The sequence below is a fragment of the Candidatus Symbiopectobacterium sp. 'North America' genome (genome assembly GCF_015762685.1).
GTDB lineage: Bacteria > Pseudomonadota > Gammaproteobacteria > Enterobacterales > Enterobacteriaceae > Symbiopectobacterium.
The window spans coordinates 13,228-35,780 of sequence record NZ_PEHF01000023.1; the positions used below are offsets into that span (position 1 = coordinate 13,228).

The 22,553-nt window shown below is 52.9% G+C and carries 16 protein-coding genes and 4 pseudogenes; 13 read left to right on the forward strand and 7 right to left on the reverse strand.

Features of this window, described 5'->3' with window-relative positions; translation table 11 throughout:
• The first annotated feature begins 230 nt into the window (after nucleotides 1–230).
• From CS369_RS05160 to CS369_RS23045, 9 genes and pseudogenes are all read left to right on the forward strand, one after another.
• Nucleotides 231–773 (forward strand): hypothetical protein, encoded by a 543-nt coding sequence (locus CS369_RS05160; RefSeq protein ID WP_196906271.1) that lies wholly within the window; start codon nucleotides 231–233, stop codon nucleotides 771–773.
• 167 nt (nucleotides 774–940) lie between these two features.
• Nucleotides 941–1,333: an extracellular solute-binding protein gene (locus CS369_RS05165; protein WP_196906272.1), complete on the forward strand. Its 393-nt coding sequence runs from the start codon at nucleotides 941–943 to the stop codon at nucleotides 1,331–1,333.
• Nucleotides 1,333–1,572, forward strand: a complete 240-nt coding sequence (locus CS369_RS05170) for an ATP-binding cassette domain-containing protein (protein WP_196906273.1) — start codon at nucleotides 1,333–1,335, stop codon at nucleotides 1,570–1,572. Before CS369_RS05165 ends, CS369_RS05170 begins: the two co-directional genes overlap by 1 nt.
• Nucleotides 1,572–2,192 carry an ABC transporter ATP-binding protein gene (locus CS369_RS05175; protein ID WP_196906274.1) on the forward strand — a complete coding sequence of 207 codons (621 nt, stop codon included), beginning with the start codon at nucleotides 1,572–1,574 and terminating at the stop codon, nucleotides 2,190–2,192. Before CS369_RS05170 ends, CS369_RS05175 begins: the two co-directional genes overlap by 1 nt.
• 20 nt (nucleotides 2,193–2,212) lie before the next feature.
• The gene (locus CS369_RS05180) at nucleotides 2,213–2,473 is read left to right on the forward strand and encodes a hypothetical protein (protein ID WP_196906275.1); all 261 of its coding nucleotides are present in this window, start codon (nucleotides 2,213–2,215) and stop codon (nucleotides 2,471–2,473) included.
• Nucleotides 2,474–2,482: 9 nt separating this feature from the next.
• Nucleotides 2,483–3,043: an ABC transporter permease gene (locus CS369_RS05185; RefSeq protein ID WP_196906276.1), complete on the forward strand. Its 561-nt coding sequence runs from the start codon at nucleotides 2,483–2,485 to the stop codon at nucleotides 3,041–3,043.
• A gap of 146 nt (nucleotides 3,044–3,189) precedes the next feature.
• Nucleotides 3,190–3,645 (forward strand): ABC transporter permease, encoded by a 456-nt coding sequence (locus CS369_RS05190; RefSeq protein ID WP_280514723.1) that lies wholly within the window; start codon nucleotides 3,190–3,192, stop codon nucleotides 3,643–3,645.
• A complete protein-coding gene (locus CS369_RS25055) occupies nucleotides 3,605–3,844 on the forward strand; it encodes an ABC transporter permease (protein WP_374191033.1) in 240 nt (79 codons plus the stop codon). Before CS369_RS05190 ends, CS369_RS25055 begins: the two co-directional genes overlap by 41 nt.
• Nucleotides 3,837–4,973 (forward strand): annotated as a pseudogene (locus CS369_RS23045) (M24 family metallopeptidase). Before CS369_RS25055 ends, CS369_RS23045 begins: the two are co-directional and overlap by 8 nt.
• Nucleotides 4,974–5,076: 103 nt before the next feature.
• Here the strand turns inward: CS369_RS23045 and CS369_RS05210 are convergent.
• Nucleotides 5,077–6,063 (reverse strand): class I SAM-dependent methyltransferase, encoded by a 987-nt coding sequence (locus tag CS369_RS05210; protein ID WP_196906279.1) that lies wholly within the window; start codon nucleotides 6,061–6,063, stop codon nucleotides 5,077–5,079.
• A 163-nt stretch (nucleotides 6,064–6,226) separates the two neighbouring features.
• Here CS369_RS05210 and CS369_RS05215 point away from each other — a divergent pair, with 163 nt between their 5' ends.
• Nucleotides 6,227–7,138: a helix-turn-helix domain-containing protein gene (locus CS369_RS05215; protein WP_196906280.1), complete on the forward strand. Its 912-nt coding sequence runs from the start codon at nucleotides 6,227–6,229 to the stop codon at nucleotides 7,136–7,138.
• Nucleotides 7,139–7,209: 71 nt separating this feature from the next.
• Here CS369_RS05215 and CS369_RS05220 read toward each other — a convergent pair whose 3' ends face one another.
• The 4 genes and pseudogenes from CS369_RS05220 to CS369_RS05235 all read right to left on the reverse strand — a co-directional run bounded on the left by CS369_RS05220 (nucleotide 7,210) and on the right by CS369_RS05235 (nucleotide 13,728).
• A complete protein-coding gene (locus CS369_RS05220) occupies nucleotides 7,210–7,947 on the reverse strand; it encodes a carbonic anhydrase family protein (RefSeq protein WP_196906281.1) in 738 nt (245 codons plus the stop codon).
• Nucleotides 7,948–8,241: 294 nt separating this feature from the next.
• Entirely contained in the window at nucleotides 8,242–9,705 is a 1,464-nt protein-coding gene (locus tag CS369_RS05225; protein ID WP_196906282.1) for an AMP nucleosidase, read from the reverse strand.
• A 271-nt stretch (nucleotides 9,706–9,976) separates the two neighbouring features.
• Nucleotides 9,977–12,343: pseudogene (locus CS369_RS05230) on the reverse strand (TIM-barrel domain-containing protein).
• Between the two features lie 77 nt (nucleotides 12,344–12,420).
• Nucleotides 12,421–13,728, reverse strand: coding sequence for an MFS transporter (locus CS369_RS05235; RefSeq protein WP_196906283.1), 1,308 nt, complete (start codon nucleotides 13,726–13,728; stop codon nucleotides 12,421–12,423).
• A gap of 331 nt (nucleotides 13,729–14,059) precedes the next feature.
• On the opposite strand from CS369_RS05235, the gene CS369_RS05240 reads away from it, so the two are divergent.
• Nucleotides 14,060–15,130, forward strand: coding sequence for a LacI family DNA-binding transcriptional regulator (locus tag CS369_RS05240; protein ID WP_196906284.1), 1,071 nt, complete (start codon nucleotides 14,060–14,062; stop codon nucleotides 15,128–15,130).
• A gap of 60 nt (nucleotides 15,131–15,190) precedes the next feature.
• Here CS369_RS05240 and mgtA read toward each other — a convergent pair whose 3' ends face one another.
• On the reverse strand, nucleotides 15,191–17,899 hold the full coding sequence (gene mgtA, locus CS369_RS05245; protein ID WP_196906285.1) for a magnesium-translocating P-type ATPase: 2,709 nt from the start codon (nucleotides 17,897–17,899) through the stop codon (nucleotides 15,191–15,193).
• A gap of 726 nt (nucleotides 17,900–18,625) precedes the next feature.
• The gene (locus tag CS369_RS05250; protein ID WP_196906296.1) at nucleotides 18,626–19,357 is read right to left on the reverse strand and encodes a GntR family transcriptional regulator; all 732 of its coding nucleotides are present in this window, start codon (nucleotides 19,355–19,357) and stop codon (nucleotides 18,626–18,628) included.
• 280 nt (nucleotides 19,358–19,637) lie between these two features.
• On the opposite strand from CS369_RS05250, the pseudogene CS369_RS05255 reads away from it, so the two are divergent.
• Nucleotides 19,638–20,990: pseudogene (locus tag CS369_RS05255) on the forward strand (adenylosuccinate lyase family protein).
• Nucleotides 20,991–21,029: 39 nt separating this feature from the next.
• Nucleotides 21,030–22,450: pseudogene (locus tag CS369_RS24820) on the forward strand (DASS family sodium-coupled anion symporter).
• The last annotated feature ends 103 nt before the right edge of the window (nucleotides 22,451–22,553 follow it).

The following is a 22,553-nucleotide window of genomic DNA, read 5'->3' on the forward strand; positions in this document are numbered from 1 at the left end:
GATATAATTATAAAGTAGTAAAAATAATAAGCAGTAAAACAGCGGTGGTTATTGCCACCGCTGTAACATTATAAAGAAATACCTTCTCGCCTTCCTTTCATTGTTTGACTAATCAATATGTTGCTGGAACACCATTTTTTGTTTAATCCTCATTTTGATTAAACCGTGTCTTATGTTGCTGACATCAGAGAAAAGTAGTTTCTTACCGTTTGTTTCTCAAAGAAAAACATATGAACAAAGGAAACGAAAAGCAACAGCGTTTCATGCCGTCCAGCGTTGATGAAGGGGTTAATGCCGATCGTCGTCGCTTAATAAAACAAACATCGATTATTGGTGCAGGGGCTCTGCTCGGTGCCTTCTCACCTGCGGTTTTTGCCGCACCCAGCAAAGAAGTGATTGTGCGCGGGATTGGCGGAAGCTATCAGGAAGCGCTGGAAAATGCGGTCTATAAACCTTTTACGGAATTGACCGGCATTAAAGTGATCATTCAGCCTTCTACGGCTGCGCAGATCATGGCAATGATCAAAGCAGGACGTGTGACGCTTGATGTTCTGGATATCGGCGATGTCACACAAACCAACCTCAATGCGGCCGGGGCGTTGATGCCAATCAACTACGCGGGCATGAAGTTTACCAATCCCGACGATATCTTCCCCGAAGTACGCCGTCCCAATATGGTCGGTAACCTGTTCTTCTCGACCGTGATGGCAACCATCCCCGTACCTGGGCAGAATTTTGGGATGCGGAGCGTTTCCCCGGTCCGCGTACTTTAACAGATCTGCGCACCACTTCTACTGAGCTGGAGTTTGCCTTGCTTGCCGATGGCGTAGACATGAAAGACATCTACCCAATTGACATCAAGCGTGCGTTTGCTTCTCTGAGCCGAATCAAACCCCATGTCGTGAAATGGTAGGATACGGGGGCGCTATCCGTACAATTGATGGCGCGCAAAGAGGCGGTATTAGGGGCATTGTGGAACGGTCGTGCACAAGCGCTGATCGATCAGGGCGCACCGTTAGCCATTGAGTGGAACCAGATCAAACAGCAGTTGCAGTATTGGAGCGTGCTGAAAGGCTCTCCGAACCCGGAAAATGCGCAGTTGCTGATTGATTTTGCGTTACAGCCCGAGGTTCAGGCGAAAATTACCCAGTTTATCGCCTATGGCCCCACCAATAAAAAAGCCTTCCAGTTTGTTCGCCCAGAGGATTTGGTGAAACTACCTTCCAACCCTGAGTATTACTCGCGCTCCTTTGTGCAAGATGCGCAGTGGTGGACAGATAACATTGAGGAAGTGGGCAAAATCTGGCAACCATGGATCTTGGGTCAGGGGTAATGAAAACGGATTTAACACACCACAGCTCCCGGCGTCAGACAGGAGCTGCACTCCGCCTTGAGGGGCTGACCCGGCGCTACGAACAGGTTGCCGTCGTCGATAATCTGGATTTGGCGATTGCGCCAGGCGAGTTTATCACGCTGCTTGGCGCCAGCGGTTCAGGGAAAACCACCATGTTGATGATGGTCGCGGGCTTTACCGAACCCAGCCAAGGGTGCGTGCTGATTAACGATCGTTGATGGACGAGCCGCTGGGTGCTCTGGATAAAAAGCTGCGCGAACATATGCAGTTGGAAATAAAACGGTTGCATGTGGCTTCCGGCTCTACGGTGGTGTTTGTCACCCACGATCAGGAAGAAGCCTTGACCTTGTCCGATCGTATTGCTGTGATGCAACAGGGGCGGATTGCCCAAATTGATACCCCGCACGATCTCTATACCAAACCAAAGAATCGCTGGGTGGCTGAATTTATTGGTCAATCCAACTTTATCGACGGCCAGATAAGCGCCATTCAGCAACACGGCTATGACATGCGCCTTTCAAGCGGTGAAACGGTGTGCGGTAAGGGCGTAGCACATCTTGGCGTCGGAGAGTCGGTCTTGGCGGTGCTGCGGCCAGAGCATATTCGCATTGTGCTGCCGGGAGATTCATCCGCACATTTGCCGATTAGCGCCACCATTGCTGAAATGCTCTATCTGGGGCATACGCTTAAATTAACGCTGGTGCTGAGTGATGGCGCGACGTTGTTAGCGCAGTTACAGAACTCGGCGCTGGAGGGGACTCTGCGGCCGGGAGCCAGCGTGCGTATCGGGTGGGCAACGGAAAGTCTCTGGTTTATTCCCGCCGAGGCTCAGCGATGAACGGGCGGGATGACAGGCGTGTGAGTCGCTGGAAACCCTGGCTATTGCTGGCACCAACGCTGTTGGCCCTGACGATTTTTTTGCTGATTTCGCTGGCGAAAATGCTTGGTTACAGCCTGTTCGATCCGGGGTTTACCAGCAAGCACTTTGCGCGCATTGTGCAGGAACCAGTCTGGCTGCAAGTGCTGTGGATTACGCTGCGCACCTCACTGCTCGTCACGCTGGTGACGCTGATGTTGGGTTATCCGGTGGCCTGGGTGTTGTGTAAACTCCCTGCGTGATTAGCCAGTATGGCGATTGTCATCATCATTATTCCCCATTTTACCAGTGTCTTGGTGCGCATTTATGCCTGGATGGTGCTGTTGGGCAGTGATGGGTTTGTCAATCAGGTGCTACGGGCGTTGGGGCTTATCGATACGCGGCTCAAACTGATGTATACCCCGCTCGGCGTGTTAATCGGTATGACCTATATCTTGCTGCCCTATATGGTACTGGCGCTTTACAGCGTGATGCGCGGTATCGATCCGCAACTGCTGCGGGTGGCGTATAGCCTTGGCGCTTCGCGCTTTCGAGCCTTTTGGCGCATCTTTTTGCCGCTGTCGCTGCCTGGCGTTGCCGCGGGTAGCCTGCTGGTGTTTATTTTGTCTATTGGCTTCTTCGTGACACCGGCGCTGATGGGCAGCCCGCGCGACACCATGATCGCCATGGTTATCGAAAATCAGTTGGAAGTCTATTTCAACTGGGGCTTCGCGTCGGCGCTGTCTGCGTTGCTGCTGCTGTGCACCTTATTGCTGTTTTGGGTCTATGTTCGGGTCGTGGGATTGGAACGACTCTTTGAGGCGAAAGGATGAACGGAAACCGCCCCGGCTGGCTGCCGCTACTGATCACGCAGTTGACCCTCGCTTTTTTGTTGGTCCCGATTGCGATGATCTTTCCTCTGGCATTCAGTACCAATAGCTATTTGTAGTTTCCACCACAAGGATTCTCCTTGAAGTGGATGCGCGCGATTTTGCAGGACTCGCAGTGGCTACAGGCTATCGGCCTGTCGTTTATCATTGCGCTAATGTCCACCTTGTTAGCCATGGTACTGGCGCTGTTTGCCGCTCTGGCACTGGTGCGCTGTCGTTTTGTCGTTAAAAGTCTGGTGTGTGCGCTGATTGTGTTGCCGATGATTGTGCCCAACGTGATTGTGGCGTTGACGCTGTTCTTCTTCTTTTCCGAGTTGGCGCTGTTTAACAGTTTCACCCGTATTGTTATCGGGCATGCCCTGATTGCGCTGCCTATTGCCACCATTATTTTGTCTTCGACGCTGCAAGGCATGGATTATCGCTTGGAGCAGGCGGCAATGAGCCTGGGGGGCCAGCCACTTCAACGTATTACGACGCATCACGCTGCCGCTTGCCGCACCGGGTATGTTCTCGGCAGCGATTTTCTCGTTTCTCAGTTCGTTTGATGAACTGCTTATTGCATTGTTCCTTTCCGATCATGGCAGCCAAACGCTGTCGGTGCGAATTTGGAACACGGTACAGTTTCAGCTCGATCCTTCTATTGCAGCCGTCAGCGTGCTGTCGATCGGCGTGACAATAGTGACACTGGGGATTACGAGTGTGGTGAATAGAAAAAAAACGACATCAGGTAACCGTTATGAATGAAAGTTGGCTTTTCCCGCTCCACGAGTATCAGCAGCGCGTCGCAAAGATCCGCGCTTATATGCAAGATAGGGATATATCCCTGTTGCTGATTGACCAGACTGAATTCCTGTTTTATCTCACTGGATTTGGCATTTCCGAAAACATGTACCATACCTGCTTGCTGCCGTTAACGGGCGACCCGGTGATGGTATTCCGCGCCATGGACGAGCGTGCGTTCAGCGAAAATAGCTGGATCACTGACACCGTCACCTTCCATGACTGGCAGGATCCGTTAGCGGTGCTGGCCGATACGGTGCGCGCTCGCGGCTGGGAAAGCGCTACGCTCGGCATCGATTTCGATTCTTACTGCATGACCATCAACCGCTTCCAGCGCTTGCAGGCGATGTTGCCACAGATTCAGGTAAAAGATTTCTCCGGTGTGCTTAAACAATTGCGCACTCGCAAAATTCCGCAGGAAATCGAGTGCATCAAACAATCAGCGGCGGCGAACGATCAGGCGATCCGTGAAGTGGTTGCCGAAATGGGTGTTGGGAAAACGGAGCGTCAGGCGGCAGAAATTATCCACCGTGTCCTGATCCGCCACGGGATGGATTCCAACCGCTGTGGCATCGTCACGACCGGCGGTGGCAACAGCTTTCTGCATGCCAACATGCAGGAACGGCCGCTGGAACAGGGCGATATCCTGCATCTTGAAGTGGTTTCCTTTAAACGCGGCTACAGCTCCAAGATCATGCGTTCGGTGATTATCGGTACGGCGTCACCCGCATAGCAAGAGATTGCTCAGCAACTGATCGCAATCCAGGATAAGCAGCTCGCGGCCATGAAGCCCGGTGCAGTGGCTAAAGACATCGATGCACTGGCACGTAATGCGGTACTAAAAGCAGGGCTGCGTCAGGATTACGCCAGCATTACCGGCTATACGCTTGGTTATTATCCGAAGACGACGCCGCGCACCAGCGATTTTAGCCACGTGTTTTTACCCACGGCTGAGTGGCTGCTGGAAGCCGGTATGGTGTTTCACATGTACTTGTATGCGGCGGGCCTCGCCATCAGCGAAACGGTGCTGGTGACGGAAAACGGCTGTGAGCGTTTGACGAAGATCCCGCGCCAACTGTTTACAACCGCATAACGCGGCCACCTGTGATTCCCGCGCAGGCGGGAATCACCTACAGGCTAAATGCGTTAATTCCGCACGAGGTCCTCGGCCTGCGCCGAAGACGACGGGAATGCGCCTATTTTCGTGCGATTAAGACGGTCAGTGGCGACATCGGAAAAGGTTGATGTCGCCGTGTTTCTACACGGCTGAAACCGGCATCACACAGCAACGATGCCAATTCCCCTTCTCGCGTTACCCTGCGTCCGCGCAGCATCAATGGCAGGTAGAAGGGCAATACCGATGCGGCATCCTCTTGGTTGGACGCTATTTCTGCGTGCACAGCAACCAACACGCCGCCTGGCGTCAATGCGTTGAACAGTTGCGCTATGCTGGTGGTGATATCTTCGACAAAGTGAAGAAAGGAAGAACACCAGATAATATCGGCATAGCCTGCAGCAAACGGTTGAGTGGAAAAATCTCCGCTAGCGGTGCTTAAACGCTGGTGCAGACCGGCGGCAATAATATTCTCTTGCGCCACTGCGGCAGTTTGTGGCAAATCGAACACCACCCCTTGCAGCGTGGGATGGCGCTGTGTCAGGCCGATGGCGATCATGCCTGGGCCACCGCCCACATCCAGCAACGTTTTGGCCTGCGGGAACTCTGGCAATGCGCCCACTATGTCGCAGGCACGATCGACTGTCAGAGCTCGCTGCTCTTGCGCTGCCTGCGCCCAACCGGCATCCATGCGAGCTGCGGGAGGCGATGTACCGGATGTTTGCTGCATAAGTGCGGCGAGCTGCTGCCCGACGTCACGCAGCGATTGATAGCGAAAACGCCAGCTATCGCCAATATAACGCTCGCCGGTTTGACACAGATAGGCTTGCATCTCGGCGCTGGTTTGATAGCCTGCCGCGTCGCGCGTCAGCAGTTTCATGCTCCACAGCAGTTCCAACAGCGCTGTGGCTTGCTGTGGTTCCCATTGTTGGCGCAGCGCGAACTGCTCAACCGTTGAGGGCTGTGCCAGTTGATCGAACAGTGCGCTATCCAGGGCCAGTCGAATGGCTTCTGTTTTGATGCTGCTGGCGGTCAGTGTCCATAAATCGGTCAACGTGGTGGGGAACATAGTGGCTCCTTGCAGGCTGTGTTGCGGCGTTAATCACGTCGCGTTGGTTAACGTGGGCGTTGCCGCCAGGGATAGCCTTATGTTATCTATAAATGAGAATTATTATTGTCTTGGTTTGTCTGCGTGACGGCGGTTTTTCTCTGAGGACGGGAGGTGAGAGAAAATGGGAGAAGGGCGAGGTTCATCAACGCAGCGTGTGATGCCGCGTATGGTATTGCGCGAGGGTAACCGTCGCCAGTTGCCGGATCAGTTTGGCCAGTGCTGGTCGCAATCGGATACGCTTGCTGACGGGTTGACACTGGTGACCTCTTCCTATCAGCCGCTGAAACCGCTGGTGGAGGAAGCTGAAACCGCCCACTCTCAGCCTGTGTTGGTGATGACTTTTGGTTTGAACGGCAAGTCGAACTATAGCGAAAAACGGGGTGCCAGCATGACGTTCCGCCAACAGCATGTGACCATCGCCAGTTTTCATCATAGCCTGGGTGAACGTTATTACCCGGAACGACAAAAAGTGGACCAACTGCGCCTGTTGGTGAGTGAATCGATGCTAGAGCGCTACATTGGCGGTGCGGCAACAGAGCGGCTGTTTGGTGATTATCGACTGCGGCAGCATGCCTACAGCCGGTTGGCCCCTGTCGCGCAACAGCACTTGCACGCACTGCAACAGGCACAGGGCGATATGCTCTCCATGCACATCCATGCCCTGAATCTGCTGGCTGCGCACCGCTATTTGTTTGAGGAGACGCGGAAAGCGGCACGCTTACATCCTCAGGATGTGGTAGCGGTGGAGCGCGCTCGTGATTGGATGGTGGCACACCTGAGCGAAACCCTTTCTCTCGGCGCGCTGGCATTAGCGGTCGGTTTAAGCGAATACAAGCTCAAGCTGGCGTTTCATCGCCATTTCAACACCACGCCGGGGCCGATGTTGTTAAAATTGCGCATGGAAGAAGCGCACCGGTTGTTGGAGCAAGGCTTACAGGTTGCGCAAGTTGCCTGGCGGGTGGGATATCGTCACGCCAACAATTTTAGCGTAGCGTTCTGGCGTTATTATGGGCGTTACCCAAAATCCATCTAATCCGGTTTGGATGCCGTGACAGTCTGACTGCCACGGCAGGAGGGTTATGGCACATTTTTCTTAGGCAGGCTTCAACTCAGAAACTCAACTTCGCCGCCAACCAGGTGGTACATGCTGCTGACGATCTTGATTTTTCCCTCTTGTTCCAGCTTTTTCAGAATCGGGCTATGTTCACGAATGTGTTCGACGGTGAGCGCCATATTGGTTTTCGCTACCGCATCGACAAACGCCATGTTTTTGCCCGTACGGTCGCCCTCATAGACGGTTTTCTCGACGGCGGGTTTAATCTTGTTCAGCAGCCCGGTCAGGTTGCCCAACGCAACATTGTCTATTGCGCCGGCCACGGCACTGCATGCGGTATGCCCCATCACCAGCACCACTTTGGCACCCGCCGCCGCACACGCGAATTCCATACTGCCCAGAATGTCTTCATTTTGCACATTGCCTGCCACGCGCGCGTTAAACGTCTCGCCAATGCCCGTATCCAGCAAAATTTCAGCAGGCGCGGGCGAGTCGATGCAACTTAAAATCACCGCTGCGGGGAACTGCCCCTCTTGGCTGCTGATTTTTTGCGCTACGAAGTCATGCTGTTGCATTTTTCCTTCCCGAAAACGCGCATTGCCCGCTTTAAAGCTTTTGATGACATCGTCAGGTGTCATGCTGTCAGGCTGTGCTTTGGTCAACGATGCGGCATAGGTGACGTGGGGAACCATAAAACCACTGATGCCGGTGAGTGCCAGCACGGAGAGGGCGGCAGTACGCTTGATCACATCACGGCGAGATGGCTCGGTAGCGTCGAACTTATTCATAATAGTACCTCATTGTTATTGTGGGTATGGCGACGCCGCAGCCTGGTGCAGGACGTCAATGACACGCTAGTCACGTGATCGGTGGTGGTGCTGATAATGACCGTTAGTAATTAATTGCGGTAAGTGTAGTTGCGCCACAGATGGGATTGTTGCTGGTGGGAGGACATAAAGAGGCTATGCAGTAAGTTTTTTTCTTCTTGTTGATGTAAATCAATTGGTTATTTCTATTTTTCTGTTTGTGTCCGGCAATTCTGATAATCGCTGTCGGGCCCGGGAGGGCCCGACAGCGGGTATTTAGCGAAACGGTGGCTCGTTAAAGGTGCGAAGTTTGCGTGAATGCAGATGGTCGCCTTCTGCGCGTAACAGATCCATGGTGCAAATACCGATTTGCAGATGCTCGGAGATGGCGCCTTCATAAAAACGGTTGGCCTGACCGGGCAGCTTTATTTCACCGTGCAGCGGCTTGTCAGAGACGCAGAGCAGCGTGCCGTAAGGCACTCGGAAGCGATAGCCTTGTGCTGCAATCGTCGCACTTTCCATGTCCACAGCCACGGCGCGGCTCAAGTTGAAACGCAGCGCGGAGACGGAGTAGCGCAGCTCCCAATTACGGTCGTCGGTGGTCACCACCGTGCCGGTACGCAACCGCTGTTTTACCGCTTCGCCAGCCATACCGCTCACCATTTTGGTGGCGTCGTACAGCGCGCGCTGCACCTCGGCGATGCTTGGAATGGGAATATCCGGCGGGAGCACGGCATCAAGCACGTGATCGTCGCGCAGATAGGCGTGCGCCAACACATAGTCGCCTATGGTTTGGCTTTCGCGCAGCCCGCCGCAGTGACCAATCATCAGCCAGGCGTGCGGGCGTAGCACGGCAAGATGGTCACAGATGGTTTTGGCGTTGGAAGGCCCAACGCCAATATTGATGAGAGTGATCCCCGGCCCTTGCTTGGCGATCAGGTGATAAGCCGGCATCTGATGTTTCTTCCAGGCAACATCAGAAACGCACGCCTCGGCGGTGGCGTCTTTACCGGTGAGGAATATTCCGCCTGCGGCGGCGAGCGCCTCGTAAGGACTGTCAGGATCGGCGATTTGTTCACAGGCCCAACTGACAAACTCATCCACGTAGCGCGTGTAGTTGGTGAACAGGATATAAGGCTGAAAATGCTCGATGGCTGTACCCGTGTAATGGCGCAAGCGTGCCAGAGAGAAATCGGTACGCAAGGCATCAAAATGCGAAAGCGGAAAACGGGTATCGGTGGTGTGAAACAAACCATCTGCAGTTTCATCGCCAATTTGGGCCAGTTCCGTGGTGGGGAAGTGCTGCGAAATCCCGGCAGACATCGAACGCTCCAGCGCTAAATCAGAGCCGTCAATCACATAAGGAAAGGGAATTTCCTGTTGTGATGGGTATACCTCAATGTGCGCGCCATACTCTTCGACCAGTAAGGTCAGTTGCTCAGAGAGATAGCGGCGAAATAGCGCAGGTTGCGTGACCGTGGTGCTGTAACTTCCAGTATGAGTGAAACGCCCATAGGCGCGGGTGCGGCTTTTCCCTTGCTGTACGCCATCCCAGCTTACGCGCAATTCTGGGTAGACGAACAACCCGTTGCGGCGCGCTTCTGCATCGGGCAAGGAGCCATCTGTCACGTAGGTTTTTATGGCTGCGCGTAGCGCGTTAACCGCATCGTTATACTGCGAACTTAGTAAATCCAGCGCTTGTGCGGCCGTGAGGCGGGTAGGGGAACCACAATGCGTCATCGTTCTTCCATCCTTTTTGGGTTATCTCCCGCAATGTCATTGCGGCGGTTACACCCAGCATAGATCAGCCACGTGACGAAACGTATATCCATTGTTCTGTTTGGTGAGGCTTTGAACAATATCTCGGTAGTTCCCTCCATCATTCCCGCCCACCACTGTCATTCCCGCGAAGGCGGGAATCTCGCACAGGGGAAACGCATTCTTTCTGTCAGAGATCCCCGGCTTTCGCCGAGGATGACGAGGGGTAAGTGACGTAGTCGATGGGGTGCCGTTACGCGCGATCCCAGTGAGATTGTGCTTCACCGTTGATGTAGAGCGTGCGTTGGTCCTGCGCAGGCAAACGAACATGCAGGCGTTTCCAGGCAGGAGCAAAGTCACCTTCCTGCGTGAAGGTCACATCAATGCGTGAGTTGTCACTGGTGATGTTCCAATGCAGCCACAGTGCGTTACCTTGCTGCCAGACATGGGTTTCACCGTCATCTTCAAACAGCAGGCCGCTGTCCTGACCTTTACCGCACGGTGGGAACAGCAGCAGATCGCGCTGATCGTCCGTTTGGTGCTCGACGTGCTTCAAGCGTGCAGAAGTTGGCAGCATCGCACCGGCGCGAACCAGCAACGGCAGGCGTTCCAACGGCGCATCCAGGGTGATGGTTTGTCCGCCGCTGAACCAGGTGCCGGTGTAGAAATCGTACCAGCCAGACCCGTTCTTCGGCAGGTAAACCTGACGCTGACCTTGTTCAACCACGCTGGCAACCAGCAAATTACGGCCCAGCAGGAAGTCATCGGTTTCCTGGAACGTGACGGTGTCGTGTTCGTGATCGAGGAAGGTGGGGCGCAGCATCGGCTCATCGTCCTGGCTGGCGTGCCACAACTGGGTGTACAGGTAAGGCAACAGGCGATAACGCAGTGCAATGGCGTCACGGATTGCCGGGGTGACTTCCGGGTACATCCACGGTTCGTTGACCGTGTGATCGTCATTCCAGGAGTGAATGGTGAAGCGCGGGTGCATCACGCCGTTTTGTACCCAACGTACGAACAGTTCCGCATCAGGCTTATCGCCATAGAAACCGCCAACATCCTGACCGACGTTGTACAAACCGGAGAGGTTCATACCAACACCCATACGGATGTTATAGCGCAACGTGATCCAGTTGGTGCGGTTATCGCCACTCCAGGTTTGCACGTAACGCTGCATCCCGGCACAGCCGGAACGGGAGATCAGGTAAGGGCGTTTTTCCGGTGCAAAACGCTGTTGCGCTTCCATCGATGCACGCATCATCAGCAGCGGCATTACCGGGCGAATGTGTTTGATGGCGATCGGTTTGCCAAAGCCAAAGCAGCGCGCTTCGACGTCCCACACTTCATATTCGTTGTTGTCGTTCAAGGTGGAATCGATACCCATTTCCAGCAGTTGCGAGGTGACGTTATCTTGCCACCACTTCACCGTTGCAGGGTTGGTGAAGTCAAGGTGTGAGCCTTCATCGTCCCAGAAGCAGGAGCGTTCTGGTGCATCTTGCTCGGAATCACGGATAAACAGTTGCTGTTCTGCCAACTGCTGGTACATCGGGTGGTCTTGCAACAGGCACGGCTTAATGTTGGCAGCCAGTTTCAGACCGGCATCGTGGAACGATTGGCTCAGCACTTTCGGTTGCGGCACTTTATCGTAGTTCCAGTTAAAAACGTAATGTTTGTTGCCAATCGATGTGTAGCCGGATTACAACTGGAACGAATCACACGGGATAGCGTGCTCTTTACACAGCTCGATAAATTTCAGCAGTTGTTGCTGTGCATCAGGAGCGTCGGTGTAGTGCATGGTCGAACCGCTGTAACCCAGGCTCCATTTGGGGCCAAACAGGGTTTTACCGGTCAGACGCACGAATTTCTTGGTGACATCAAGCACGCGTGGACCGAGGAACAGGTAGTAGTCGAGATCGCCAGCTTCTGCGCTGTAGCGACGGTAAGCAACGTGGTAGTTATCCAGTTCGTTACCCAGATCCAGACGAGTGCTGCTCAGGTTGTCGTAAAACATCCCGAAGCTGACGTCACCGCGACGAATGATGGTGAAGGGTAAGTGTTTGTAAAGCCGGTCGGTAGACTGCGCGTTGTAGCCCATGGCATCGAGGTTACGCATTTCGTAACGGCGGCCAGCGTGGTTCAAATCGCCGGCTTTCTCACCCAGCCCGTAGTACTGTTCTTGCGGATGGCGACGCTGATAGTGCTCAACGCCATCACCGTGGGCATTCAGCAGGTACGCACTGGTGTGGCAGTCGGCTGCGAGCGATTGCCATTCACCCTGTTGGTCACGGTATTCCCATGACAACCACAGCGGTTGATGCACGGTAACGCGCAGTTTATCGGTAGCGACTTGCAGACCGTCTTCAAGGGTCGTCAGGGTAAAGCCGGGCAGGGCAAAGCCCGCGGTGCTTTCGCGTTTACGTCCTTCCCATGCCACATCTTTCCCTGCTTCCGGGGCGATGCTCCAAGTGCGAGCCAGGGCGAGTTCCCCTTTACGTTTGATCAGCACACGAAACAGGTCATTTTCCAGCACATAGAGGCGAAACAGATGCTGGTTGTCTACGTTGATTTCAACAAACGCTTGTGTTTGTTGGCTTAGCACCCAGTTTTTCAAAATTTTCATAGCAACGTTCCAAACTAAACAATCGAAGACATCACAGTACGAAAGGCCTTGTCGTAACAAGGCCTTTCGACAACACGTTATGCAGCGCGCGCTTTATTACGACGCTCGGCGATGAAGGCAACCAGGAAGATGGCACCAATCAGGTCAAAGAAGCCCATTGCGATAAACAGCGGGTTGTAGCCGATTTTGTCTGCTGTCACACCAATCAGCAGTGAGAACAGGAAGCTGGCGATCCAGGCAAAGGAGCCACGCATACCGTTGACCGTTGCCATTTGGCCTTTCTCGAACGATTCAACCACCAGCGCACTCAGCATGCAGGAGATGATCTGGTGACCGAAACCACCGACGGAGATTAGCAGGATGGTGATGTACGGGTCTTTAGTCAGCGCGACTAATGCCAACGAAATCATCAGAAATGCGCCGGTGACGGAGCTGGCAACGACAGAGTTGACGCGGCTGCAACCAAACAGACGGGTATAGACGCGAGTCAGGTAACCACTGGCGATACTGCCCAGGTCAGCAGCCAGGAAGGGCAGCCAGGCGAACATGGCGATCTGTTTCAGATCCATTCCGCGCTCTTTTGCCAGATACAGCGGTACCCAGAAGCTCAGCAGGGCCCAGGCCGGTTCTGCCATAAAGGCCGGAATGGCAATACCGTAAAAGCGTTTGTTTTTACCCACGATTTTCAGTGCAGTGAAGAAAGGCAGCTTAACCGGCGCAGGTTCGTTGTCCTGTTTGATGAATTCCAGCTCGGTTTTGCTCAGATTTGGGTGTTTTTTCGGGTCATAATAGAACAACCACCACAGAACCACCCACAGCATGGCCAGAACGCCGGAGAACATGAATGCGCCCTGCCAGCCGAGGTAGCTGTGTGCAATAACAATGATGGGCGGCGCTAACATGGCACCGATAGAGAAGCCCACGCCAGCCCAACCTGCGGCAATCGGACGTTCCTTTTTCGGGAACCATTCCCTGAGGGTTTTGGCGTTAGCTGGCGTAGCTGCCGCTTCTGAAGCCCCCATAAAGAAGCGCAGAATCGCCAGATGTAACCAACTGCCTGCGCCTGCGTGGAACATACACATCAGGGCCCAGATAGAGGCACACACCAGGAAGCTGACTTTCAGACCAATCACGTCAATCCGCCAGCCGCACAGCGGTTGGAAAATGGTATAGGCTAATTGGAATGCGCCAACGATCCAGGAGTATTGCTCCATGGTGATCCCCATGGTGGCTTTTAATTCATGTGCCAGGATACCCAACGAGTTACGCGTAATGTAGTTAACGGTGACGCCTAAGAGAAACAGCCCCAAAACCCACCAACGCAGGTTTTTGATTTTTCGTTTCCCGTGCGCTGCGGGGGCAGCGTTGTCAATATTGAGACTCATGATAATCTCCGTCAGAGGGTGATGATTGATTTGGCCTGATAAGTTATTCTTTCTGTTACACCATCAGTAACCTAAAATACTCACCCTATCGCTATATTCTGATTATTTATATTAAAATTCAGTTTTTTATATAAGACTCCTCTTGAGGTTCTGTTTTCTCAATTGGTCTACCAATTAAGCCTAAAAGAGATAATCGATGTGGGATACGCCCTTTTTTGCAAAAATTTTCATAACGTTGGCTTATTTTAGCGTTGGACATAAAAACCGGTTAGGATATGGGCAATTCTAGTGTGAAAATTTTTTCATCTTCAAATTTGAAGGGGATCACAAAATGAATGGAAAGCTTAAAATCAAGGAAATTGCGGCACAAACCGGGCTTTCTATCAGTACGGTATCTCGCGTGTTATCAGGCAAATTTAACACTAGCGAAAAAGCCAAGCAGCGCGTGATGGCATGTGCGCGAGAGTACGGTGTACTTGATGATATCGCCTCTGGACGCCTGTTAATCAACGGAATTATGGTGTTTGCACCGTCGCGAGCGTTTGATTCGCGGTCTGACATCTTTTACTACAAAGTGATCCAGGGGCTTGTCAATGCGTTGGCTCCCCATGAGGTGCGTTTACGCTACTGTGGCCTGGAAGAAAACAACAGTGATGCAGCCCTGTTTCTGGAAAAAATGAACGATCCCCTTACGGAAGCAGCCCTGCTAATTGGGATAGATGATCCCTATATTCACGCCCTGGCAGCGGATTTGGGTAAACCCTGTATCCTGATTAACAGCTATGACAGAAAGATGCGTTTACCCAGCGTCTCGCCGGATCACCGCTTGATTGGCGAAGTGGCGATGCACTATTTGATTGAGCAAGGGCACCATAACATTCTCAATCTGGTCTGCTTGCGGCGCTATACCATGGAGTGGCGTTTACAAGGGATCCGTGAAGCGCTTAACGCCCATAATCTTCCTTTTGACGAGCCACGTCATCTGCTGCTGGCAAACGGTTTTAGCGCTGCGGAAAGTGAACGCGCATTGACGGAATTTCTCGCACAGTGCCCGAACGATCAGCGACCAACCGCTATTTTGGCCGGCGGCGATTTTATGGCGTTAGGGGCAATGAATGCGCTGCAACATGCGGGGATGCGCGTACCGCAGGATATCTCCATCATGAGCATTGATGGTTTTAACCTCTTGGCGTTGCATGATATTCCTCTGACCTCGCTGCATGTGCCGCGTGATGAATTGGGCGAAGAGGCGATCAGGTTATTGCAGCAGCGTCTGGCATCACCACTGCGCCCTGCCAGCAACATTTTGCTGCATGGCACGATGGCGCTTAATGCCTCTGTCAAACGACTGCGCGCCAGCCGAACGCCAGCGCGCGGTGATGAAGAGAAACTCTACGATTAAGATGACTCACGCCGCAAGGCAAAAGACGCGCAATGTTGCGTGAGTGACCGTCTGTTCAGCTTAGAACCACTGACCGAAACGTCGGATATAGATGCGTTTCATCACCTGAGTGAGCAGGCAGTAGCTCAGCAAGGTGCCGACCAGCCAGGGGAAATATTCCCACGGCAGCGGCGTTAAACCGATATACGCCCCCAGCGGTGAGAACGGAATATAGATCCCAATCGCCATGACCAATGCGGTGGTCAGCATCACCGGTAGCGCTGCGGTGCTTTGAATAAAGGGAATTTTCTGAGTGCGCAACATATGCACTACCAGCGTTTGCGACAACAGCCCTTCAACAAACCAGCCTGACTGAAATAATGCCTGATGCTCGACGCTGTTGGCGGCGAACACATACCACATCACGGCAAAGGTCGTAATGTCGAACAACGAAGAGGTCGGTCCAATCCATAGCATAAAGCGACCAATGTTCTTTGCATCCCATTTGCGCGGGCGTTGTAAGAACGACTTGTCCATTTTGTCCCACGGCAGGCTAAGCTGGGAGATATCGTACATCAGGTTTTGCAGCAGCAGATGAATGGCCAGCATCGGTAAAAAGGGAATAAAGGCGCTGGCAACCAACACGGAAAACACGTTACCGAAGTTGGAACTGGCGGTCATGTTCAGGTATTTGATGATATTGCCGAATGTCTCACGTCCGGTGATCACCCCTTGTTCCAGTACCATCAGGTCTTTTTCCAGCAGAATGATTTCTGCTGACTCTTTGGCGATATCCGTTGCGGTATCCACCGAAATACCGACATCAGCATCACGCAGTGCCGGAGCATCGTTGATACCATCCCCCAAAAAGCCGACGGTATGCCCGTTGCGTTGCAACATTTTTAGTACGCGCGATTTTTGCATCGGCGTCAGCTTGGCAAACAGTGTACGTTGCTCCACTTCGCGCGCTAGCGTGGCATCATCCATTTTATCGATATCCGCACCAAGCAGTGGCTGGTCTGCATCAAGCCCAACATCTTTGCACACTTTGCTGGATACCACCGGGTTGTCACCCGTGAGCACTTTGACCTGCACACCGTTTTCTCGCAGCGCGGTGATCGCGCAAGCGGATGAGGGTTTCGGAGGATCGAGGAAGGTCAATAGGCCATGGATTACCATGTCCCGCTCATCAGCCTCGGTGAGTGGGAAGTGGTAATCGCTGGCACCAAATTCACGCATTCCTATCATCAATACACGGAAACCCTGCTGGTTATAACGCTCGGTCAGTGCAAGCAGCGCGCTACGACGGGCATCATCCAGTGGATGTTTTTCACCGTTATCGTCGATATGAGTCGCAATGGAGAGCATTTCTTCTACCGCGCCCTTACAGATCAACTGGTACTGCTGGTTTCCGCTGTTGAGTAAAATGGACAGGCGGCGGCGAATAAAATCAAAGGGCAACCCATCGATTTTGTCATGTTGGGTCAGCGCCGCAATGTTCGGCTTTTCCTTGCCGAAGCGGATGATGGCCTTGTCCATCAGGTTTTTCATCCCGCTTTGATGGAAGCTGTTCAACCAGGCTAGTCTCAGCACCTGCTCGCTCTCTTTACCGTTGACGCACAGATGGTGTTCGAGAATGATGCGATCCTGCGTCAATGTCCCGGTTTTGTCGGTGCAGAGCACATCCATGGCACCAAAGTTTTGGATGGCGTTCAGATGCTTGACGACTACTTTGCTGCGCAACATTCTGATTGCCCCTTTCGCCAGGTTGGCAGTGACAATCATTGGCAACATTTCTGGCGTCAGACCAACCGCGACGGCCAACGCGAAAAGCGCTGCTTCGGCCCAGTCACCTTTGGTAAAACCGTTAATCAGCAATACCACGGGCACCATCACCAACATAAAGCGGATCAACAAACGGCTCACGCTGTTGACACCGCGATCGAACGCCGTTTGCGCACGGGTGCCTATGATGGATTTAGCCAACGAACCAAAGTAGGTGTGATTACCGGTAGCCACGACAACGGCTTTGGCGATACCGCTGGAGACATTGGTACCCATCAGGCAGATATTGCCCATTTCCAGCAGAGAGGCCCCCTCCTGATCGATAGGCGTCTGACAGGATTTCTCTGCCACATGGGCTGAGGTGTCATATTTCTCTACGGGAAGGGATTCACCGGTTAGGACTGCCTGGCTGATAAACAGATCGCGCGATTCAACCAGTTTTACATCTGCGGGCACCATGTCACCTGCTGAAAGTAAAATGATATCGCCAGGCACTAACGCTTGCAGCGGGATCTCATGGCATTCTGCGCGAGCATTGGGATGGGCGCGGCGCAGTACGGTGGCGGTGGTGCGTACGAGAGATTTCAACGCTTCTGCTGCCTGATTGGTGCGAAACTCTTGCCAGAAACGTAGCAGACCGCTCAGCGTTACCATGACCAGAATGATGATGGTGCCCGTTAAGTCGGTCTCTTCTCCGCGCTGCAAGGGTAGCCAATAATCGGTAAACGTACCGATGGCGGCCAACGCCAGTAAAATAAAAATAAAGGGGTTATTAAAGGCGCTGATGAGCCGTGTTAACGCGGGAGGCACTTTCTCTTGCGCCACCTGGTTGGGGCCGTTTTCAAGTAAGCGCTCCTTTGCCTCTGCCTCAACCAAACCGTCCAGGTTGGTAGAAAGCGAGGTCAGGGTGCTATCAAGGCTTTTTGTCGCTTCATCTGCAATAAGGTAACTTTTTTTTACCGACTGCTGACGGAGAACGGGCAAGTTTTCTAACATCTGAGTCATAACCGTTACTCATTTTTAGGCACATAGCTTTCAGGACGTCTTTTTAAAGACGTGGAGAAGCCGTCCTTCAAGGGCATGATGTGCAAACGGACTAATTGTTATGCGTGGCAGAGAGGATGGAGAAGCAAACGAGTTAGCGTGTCATCCTTTGCAACGCGTTGTAGATTGCTGACTGGGGTGATCGTCCATTTCGGCTCCTTAACCGCTGAGAAGCGATAACGTGAACGTAGTGATGCCGGAACGCCAGGATCGCAGAAATATCCAGAGAAACCGGGCGTGTATTCAGTATGATCGCTTGACGTTAAGGTGGTGGTGGGCTGTTATAACGCCTTCACCGCTGCCTGAAAACAAGTGATTACTGGATATAAAGGCGCTGATGGCTGGGAGGGAAGAGTGCGTAAGTGTAGAGATGCATTCTGATGCTTCCTGTTTATACGGCTTTTCATATCTGCCGTTATGGATGAACGTTTAACAGGGATGCAATCGTGATCGAAATGCTGATTGCGTTGCCCGCCGTTACCGGCAAGCTACGCACATTAGAGTGTGTCAGTTTGCCGGAGAGATAATGCTGTTGTTTTTACGATCAATGCTTTCACAACGTATATTGCTTTGACTGTCCAAAAATCTCTCTCCGTAGTTATACTGAAACTACTATAGCAACTGAATTATAAACGTATCTGCAACGTGTGAGTGATTCATATCCGTTTCATGAGGAACGCGGCGCTCTCAGCCTTTTGCCCGCGTCAGTACGATAGAACACGCATAGCGATCGGCAGGGTGCACCGAAATCGTGGTTTCAAACGTATTGCCATCGCGATCCAGATAGCGGCGTACAATCTTCAGTGCGGGCGATCCTGGCTCAATGCCCAGCACCTTGGCAATTTTCGCTGACACGGTGACCGCAGAGATGGTCTGCCGCACCTCCTCACTTTGAATGCCGTAGTGGGTTTCGATCAGATCGCTGATCAGCGCAAAGGGATCGCTGCGCACCAATTGGCGCACTTTGGTGAAGGTGGCGCTGGCATAGCTGTCCGTCCAGCATATGGGGGCGTCTTTGTTTTCGCTGTCTTCCCGAATGCTGGCAACGTGTAGCCAGCGAGATCCCGGCTCACAGCCGATAGTCTGTGCCAGGTCATAGTCAGCAACCACTTCATCAATCCTTTTCACGACGCGCGGATTGTTTTTCGCCAGAAAAAACAGATCTTCCAGACAAGCCAGCGGGTGGTTTAGCCCTTTATGCTGCGCTTTGTCAGCCACTTGTGTGCCTGACCCCTTGCGTCGCGTAATCAATCCCTGCTCGGTCAGGTCGCGTAGCGCCTCTCGCATGGTGTGTCGGCTGACCTGATAGTGCTCGCACAACACCATTTCCGTCGGTAACAGGGAGCCCACCGGATATTGTCCGGAGAGGATTTGCTGTGCAAGTTCACGCGCAATGCGCCGATACAACGATTCTTTCATAGGCAACGGTTTTTTTCCCGCATAGCTGATCAATATCACAAAGCTGCGCTAAAACGCTTTCGCTTTAATGTCCGTACATTCTATCTTATCTGTACATTCACAATGTCCGTATATTTAAATTTGTTCGTACATTTAACTGCGCTTGTACGTAAACAATAGTACAGATAGGTGAGTACCCGATGCGCCTGTCATGCCTCTTAACAGTATTGGCTTACTGGTAACCCCATTACGGCATGACAGGCGCAGTTTATCACTCTTACTCTCATTTCAGGATGCTTTTATGGCTTCGAATGTGCTTGATTTCGTACTGTTTCGTGATGCATTTGGCACGCCAGCAATGCGCGCCGTTTTTGACGACCACGAGCTGATTAGAAAATATGTCATTGTTGAGATAGCGCTTGCCAAAGCGCAGGCGCGCTGTGGCGTCATCCCTGAGGCGGCGGCGCAAGAGATTGCCCAGCGCTGCAATGCCGATACGCTGGATTTTGATCTACTGCGTCATGAAACCGAAATTGTCGGCTACCCGATTTTGCTGCTGGTGCATCAAATCTCCAAACAGGCAGGTGAGTCCGGTGGGTTTGTTCACTGGGGGGCAACCACTCAGGACATTATGGACACCGCTGTGGTTTTGCAAATCCGTGATGCTTTTGAGCTGATTGAGCAGGAAATCAAGACATTGCGTGGGACGCTTGCTGGCCTGGCGCAGCGTTATCGCACTACGCCGATGGCAGGGCGTACCCATTTGCAGCAGGCTTTGCCAGTGACCTTCGGCTATAAAGCGGCTATCTGGCTTGATATGTTCGATAGTCATCAGGATCGTTTGGAGCAGGCGCGTCCTCGTATTCTGGTCGGTGAATTTGCCGGTGCCGCCGGAACCTTGGCCTCTCTGGGTGATAAAGGGTTGGGCATTCAGAAAGCATTGATGGAAGATTTGGGGCTAGGGGTGCCTGTCTCTACCTGGCATGTGGCGCGCGATGGGTTTGCCGAAGCGGTTAACCTGCTGGCGCTGATGACCGGGTCGCTGGGCAAGATTGCCTATGATGTGATGTTGATGGCATCCAATGAGTTTGGCGAACTGTATGAACCCTTTGTGAAGGGGCGTGGTGTCAGCAGCACCATGCCGCAAAAGCGCAATCCTATTTCGAGCGAATTGATGCTGGCATGTGCCAAAGGTGTGCGACAGCAAGCCGGTTTGATGTTAGATGCTATGGTACAGGATCTCGAACGTGCCACTGGGCCGTGGCATGCAGAATAGATCGCCATTCCTGAAAGCTTCATTCTCTCCGCCGGTGCGCTGCATCAGGCCAACTTTATGCTCAGCGGTCTGATCGTGGACGAGCAGGCGATGGCACGTAATCTTGATATGACCAAGGGACTTATCGTCGCGGAAGCGGTGATGATGGGGCTGGCACCTTATATTGGTCGGCAGGATACGCACGATATCGTCTACGATGCTTGTCGCATCGTGAATGAGAAAGGCGGCCGACTGGCGGATGTGCTCAATGCGATGCCGAACGTGGCCGACCGTTTGGCACCTGAACTGATTGAGCGTTTGACCGATTCGACCAACTATCTGGGAATGGCACCAGAAATGGTCGATCAGGTGCTGAAAAGCTCTGCCAGCCGGTCGTAATGTCCGGCGTTCACCCGCTCTACGTATGAGGAGATGATTATGTCATCGGATTCATCCACAGGGAAAAAGGTGTTCACCGTGGTGGTGCCCATCGCATTAGGCATCGCTATCTGGCTTGCTCCCCTACCTGCCAACCTTTCTCCCCAGGCGTGGCATATGTTCGCCATTTTTGCTGCTACCATCGCAGCCATCCTGACGCAGCCATTGCCCTCGGGGGCGGTAATGCTGATCGCGCTTTGCGTGGCCATCTTTACCCAAACGCTTACCGAAGCAAAAGCGCTGTCTGGTTTTGCCAGCGGCACGGTGTGGTTGATTTTCTGCGCTTATATCCTGTCTCTGGGGTTTGTCACTTCAGGACTGGGTAAGCGTATCGCTTATAAAATGCTTTCTTTATTTGGCGGCAGCAGCCTGGGTATTGCCTATTCACTGGGCATATCTGATTTGATCATGGCACCCGCGATTCCCTCGGTTACCGCCCGTTCAGGGGGCATAATCTTCCCCATCGCGCGTTCTATTATACCGTATTAGGATCTGCGCCGGGTGAAAGCGGTAAAAAGATCGGGGATTTCCTGACTATGGTCTGCTTTCAGTTTACCCCGATTACCGGTGCCATTTTCCTGACTGGTATGGCCGCGAATCCCTTAGTGAGTAGTCTGGCAAAAAGCTCGCTTGGTGTTGAAATAACCTGGAGCGGATGGTTTATTGCCGCTGTGGTGCCCGCTCTGGTCTGCTTTTGTTTGATGCCATTATTGGTGTACAAGCTGGTGAACCCTGAACTGAAACGCACGCCGGAAGCGAAAGTGATGGGACGTGAGGCGCTGTCTCAGTTAGGCCCCATGACCACAACGGAAAAGAAAGTGGCGTTTGGTTTTCTGTTGGCATTGGTGGGGTGGGGAACCAGCCTGATCACCGGCCTGTCCGCGACATCCGTAGGATTAGGGCTTGCGGCGTATCTGTTTGCCGTCGGTGCCGTTGATTGGAAAGCCCTGCTGAAAGATCATGCTGCCTGGGATACGGTTATCTGGTTCAGCGTTATCATCAGTCTGGCTACCGGGCTTTCCGATCTGGGATTCATCAAATGAATGGCGGGCTTGCTGGTTAGCTTGATCCACGGGTTTGGTACCATGGAAACCTTTGTGCTGCTGGGCGTGCTCTATATCTATGTGCATTACCTGTTTGCCACGGCTTCCGGACATGTCGCTGCCCTTTATGTGCCTTTTGCTGCCACAGCCATCGCCGCAGGGGCACCACCGATGATGGTTGCCATCTGCTTCGGGATTTTCAGTAACCTGATGTGGGGCAATACCGAATATGGCGGCGGGCCGGGGCCTATTTATTTCGCTCAGGGCTATTTCACGCGACCGCGCTTTTATAAAATTAATGCGGCGGTGGTTACCTTTAACGTAGTGCTGACCTTCAGCGTGGGCTTACTGTGGTGGAAACTGCTTGGCTTCTATTAATGTAATCGCTGCGTTTTGCTTCCCCTGCGTCTGATGACGGTGAAAGTACGATGAGACAGGTTGCCTTAGCCGGTATCAGGCAACCTGCATTTGCACGTAGTGC

Bases quoted from the DNA above. Each gene is read 5' to 3' on its own strand.
- CS369_RS05220 (WP_196906281.1), bottom strand. From the start codon at position 7,947: ATGAATAAGTTCGACGCTACCGAGCCATCTCGCCGTGATGTGATCAAG.
- CS369_RS05210 (WP_196906279.1), bottom strand. From the start codon at position 6,063: ATGTTCCCCACCACGTTGACCGATTTATGGACACTGACCGCCAGCAGC.
- CS369_RS05160 (WP_196906271.1), top strand. From the start codon at position 231: ATGAACAAAGGAAACGAAAAGCAACAGCGTTTCATGCCGTCCAGCGTT.
- CS369_RS25055 (WP_374191033.1), top strand. From the start codon at position 3,605: ATGTTCTCGGCAGCGATTTTCTCGTTTCTCAGTTCGTTTGATGAACTG.
- CS369_RS05170 (WP_196906273.1), top strand. From the start codon at position 1,333: ATGAAAACGGATTTAACACACCACAGCTCCCGGCGTCAGACAGGAGCT.
- CS369_RS05215 (WP_196906280.1), top strand. From the start codon at position 6,227: ATGGGAGAAGGGCGAGGTTCATCAACGCAGCGTGTGATGCCGCGTATG.
- CS369_RS05175 (WP_196906274.1), top strand. From the start codon at position 1,572: ATGGACGAGCCGCTGGGTGCTCTGGATAAAAAGCTGCGCGAACATATG.
- mgtA (WP_196906285.1), bottom strand. From the start codon at position 17,899: ATGACTCAGATGTTAGAAAACTTGCCCGTTCTCCGTCAGCAGTCGGTA.
- CS369_RS05190 (WP_280514723.1), top strand. From the start codon at position 3,190: ATGCGCGCGATTTTGCAGGACTCGCAGTGGCTACAGGCTATCGGCCTG.
- CS369_RS05185 (WP_196906276.1), top strand. From the start codon at position 2,483: ATGGCGATTGTCATCATCATTATTCCCCATTTTACCAGTGTCTTGGTG.
- CS369_RS05250 (WP_196906296.1), bottom strand. From the start codon at position 19,357: ATGAAAGAATCGTTGTATCGGCGCATTGCGCGTGAACTTGCACAGCAA.
- CS369_RS05165 (WP_196906272.1), top strand. From the start codon at position 941: ATGGCGCGCAAAGAGGCGGTATTAGGGGCATTGTGGAACGGTCGTGCA.
- CS369_RS05235 (WP_196906283.1), bottom strand. From the start codon at position 13,728: ATGAGTCTCAATATTGACAACGCTGCCCCCGCAGCGCACGGGAAACGA.
- CS369_RS05225 (WP_196906282.1), bottom strand. From the start codon at position 9,705: ATGACGCATTGTGGTTCCCCTACCCGCCTCACGGCCGCACAAGCGCTG.
- CS369_RS05240 (WP_196906284.1), top strand. From the start codon at position 14,060: ATGAATGGAAAGCTTAAAATCAAGGAAATTGCGGCACAAACCGGGCTT.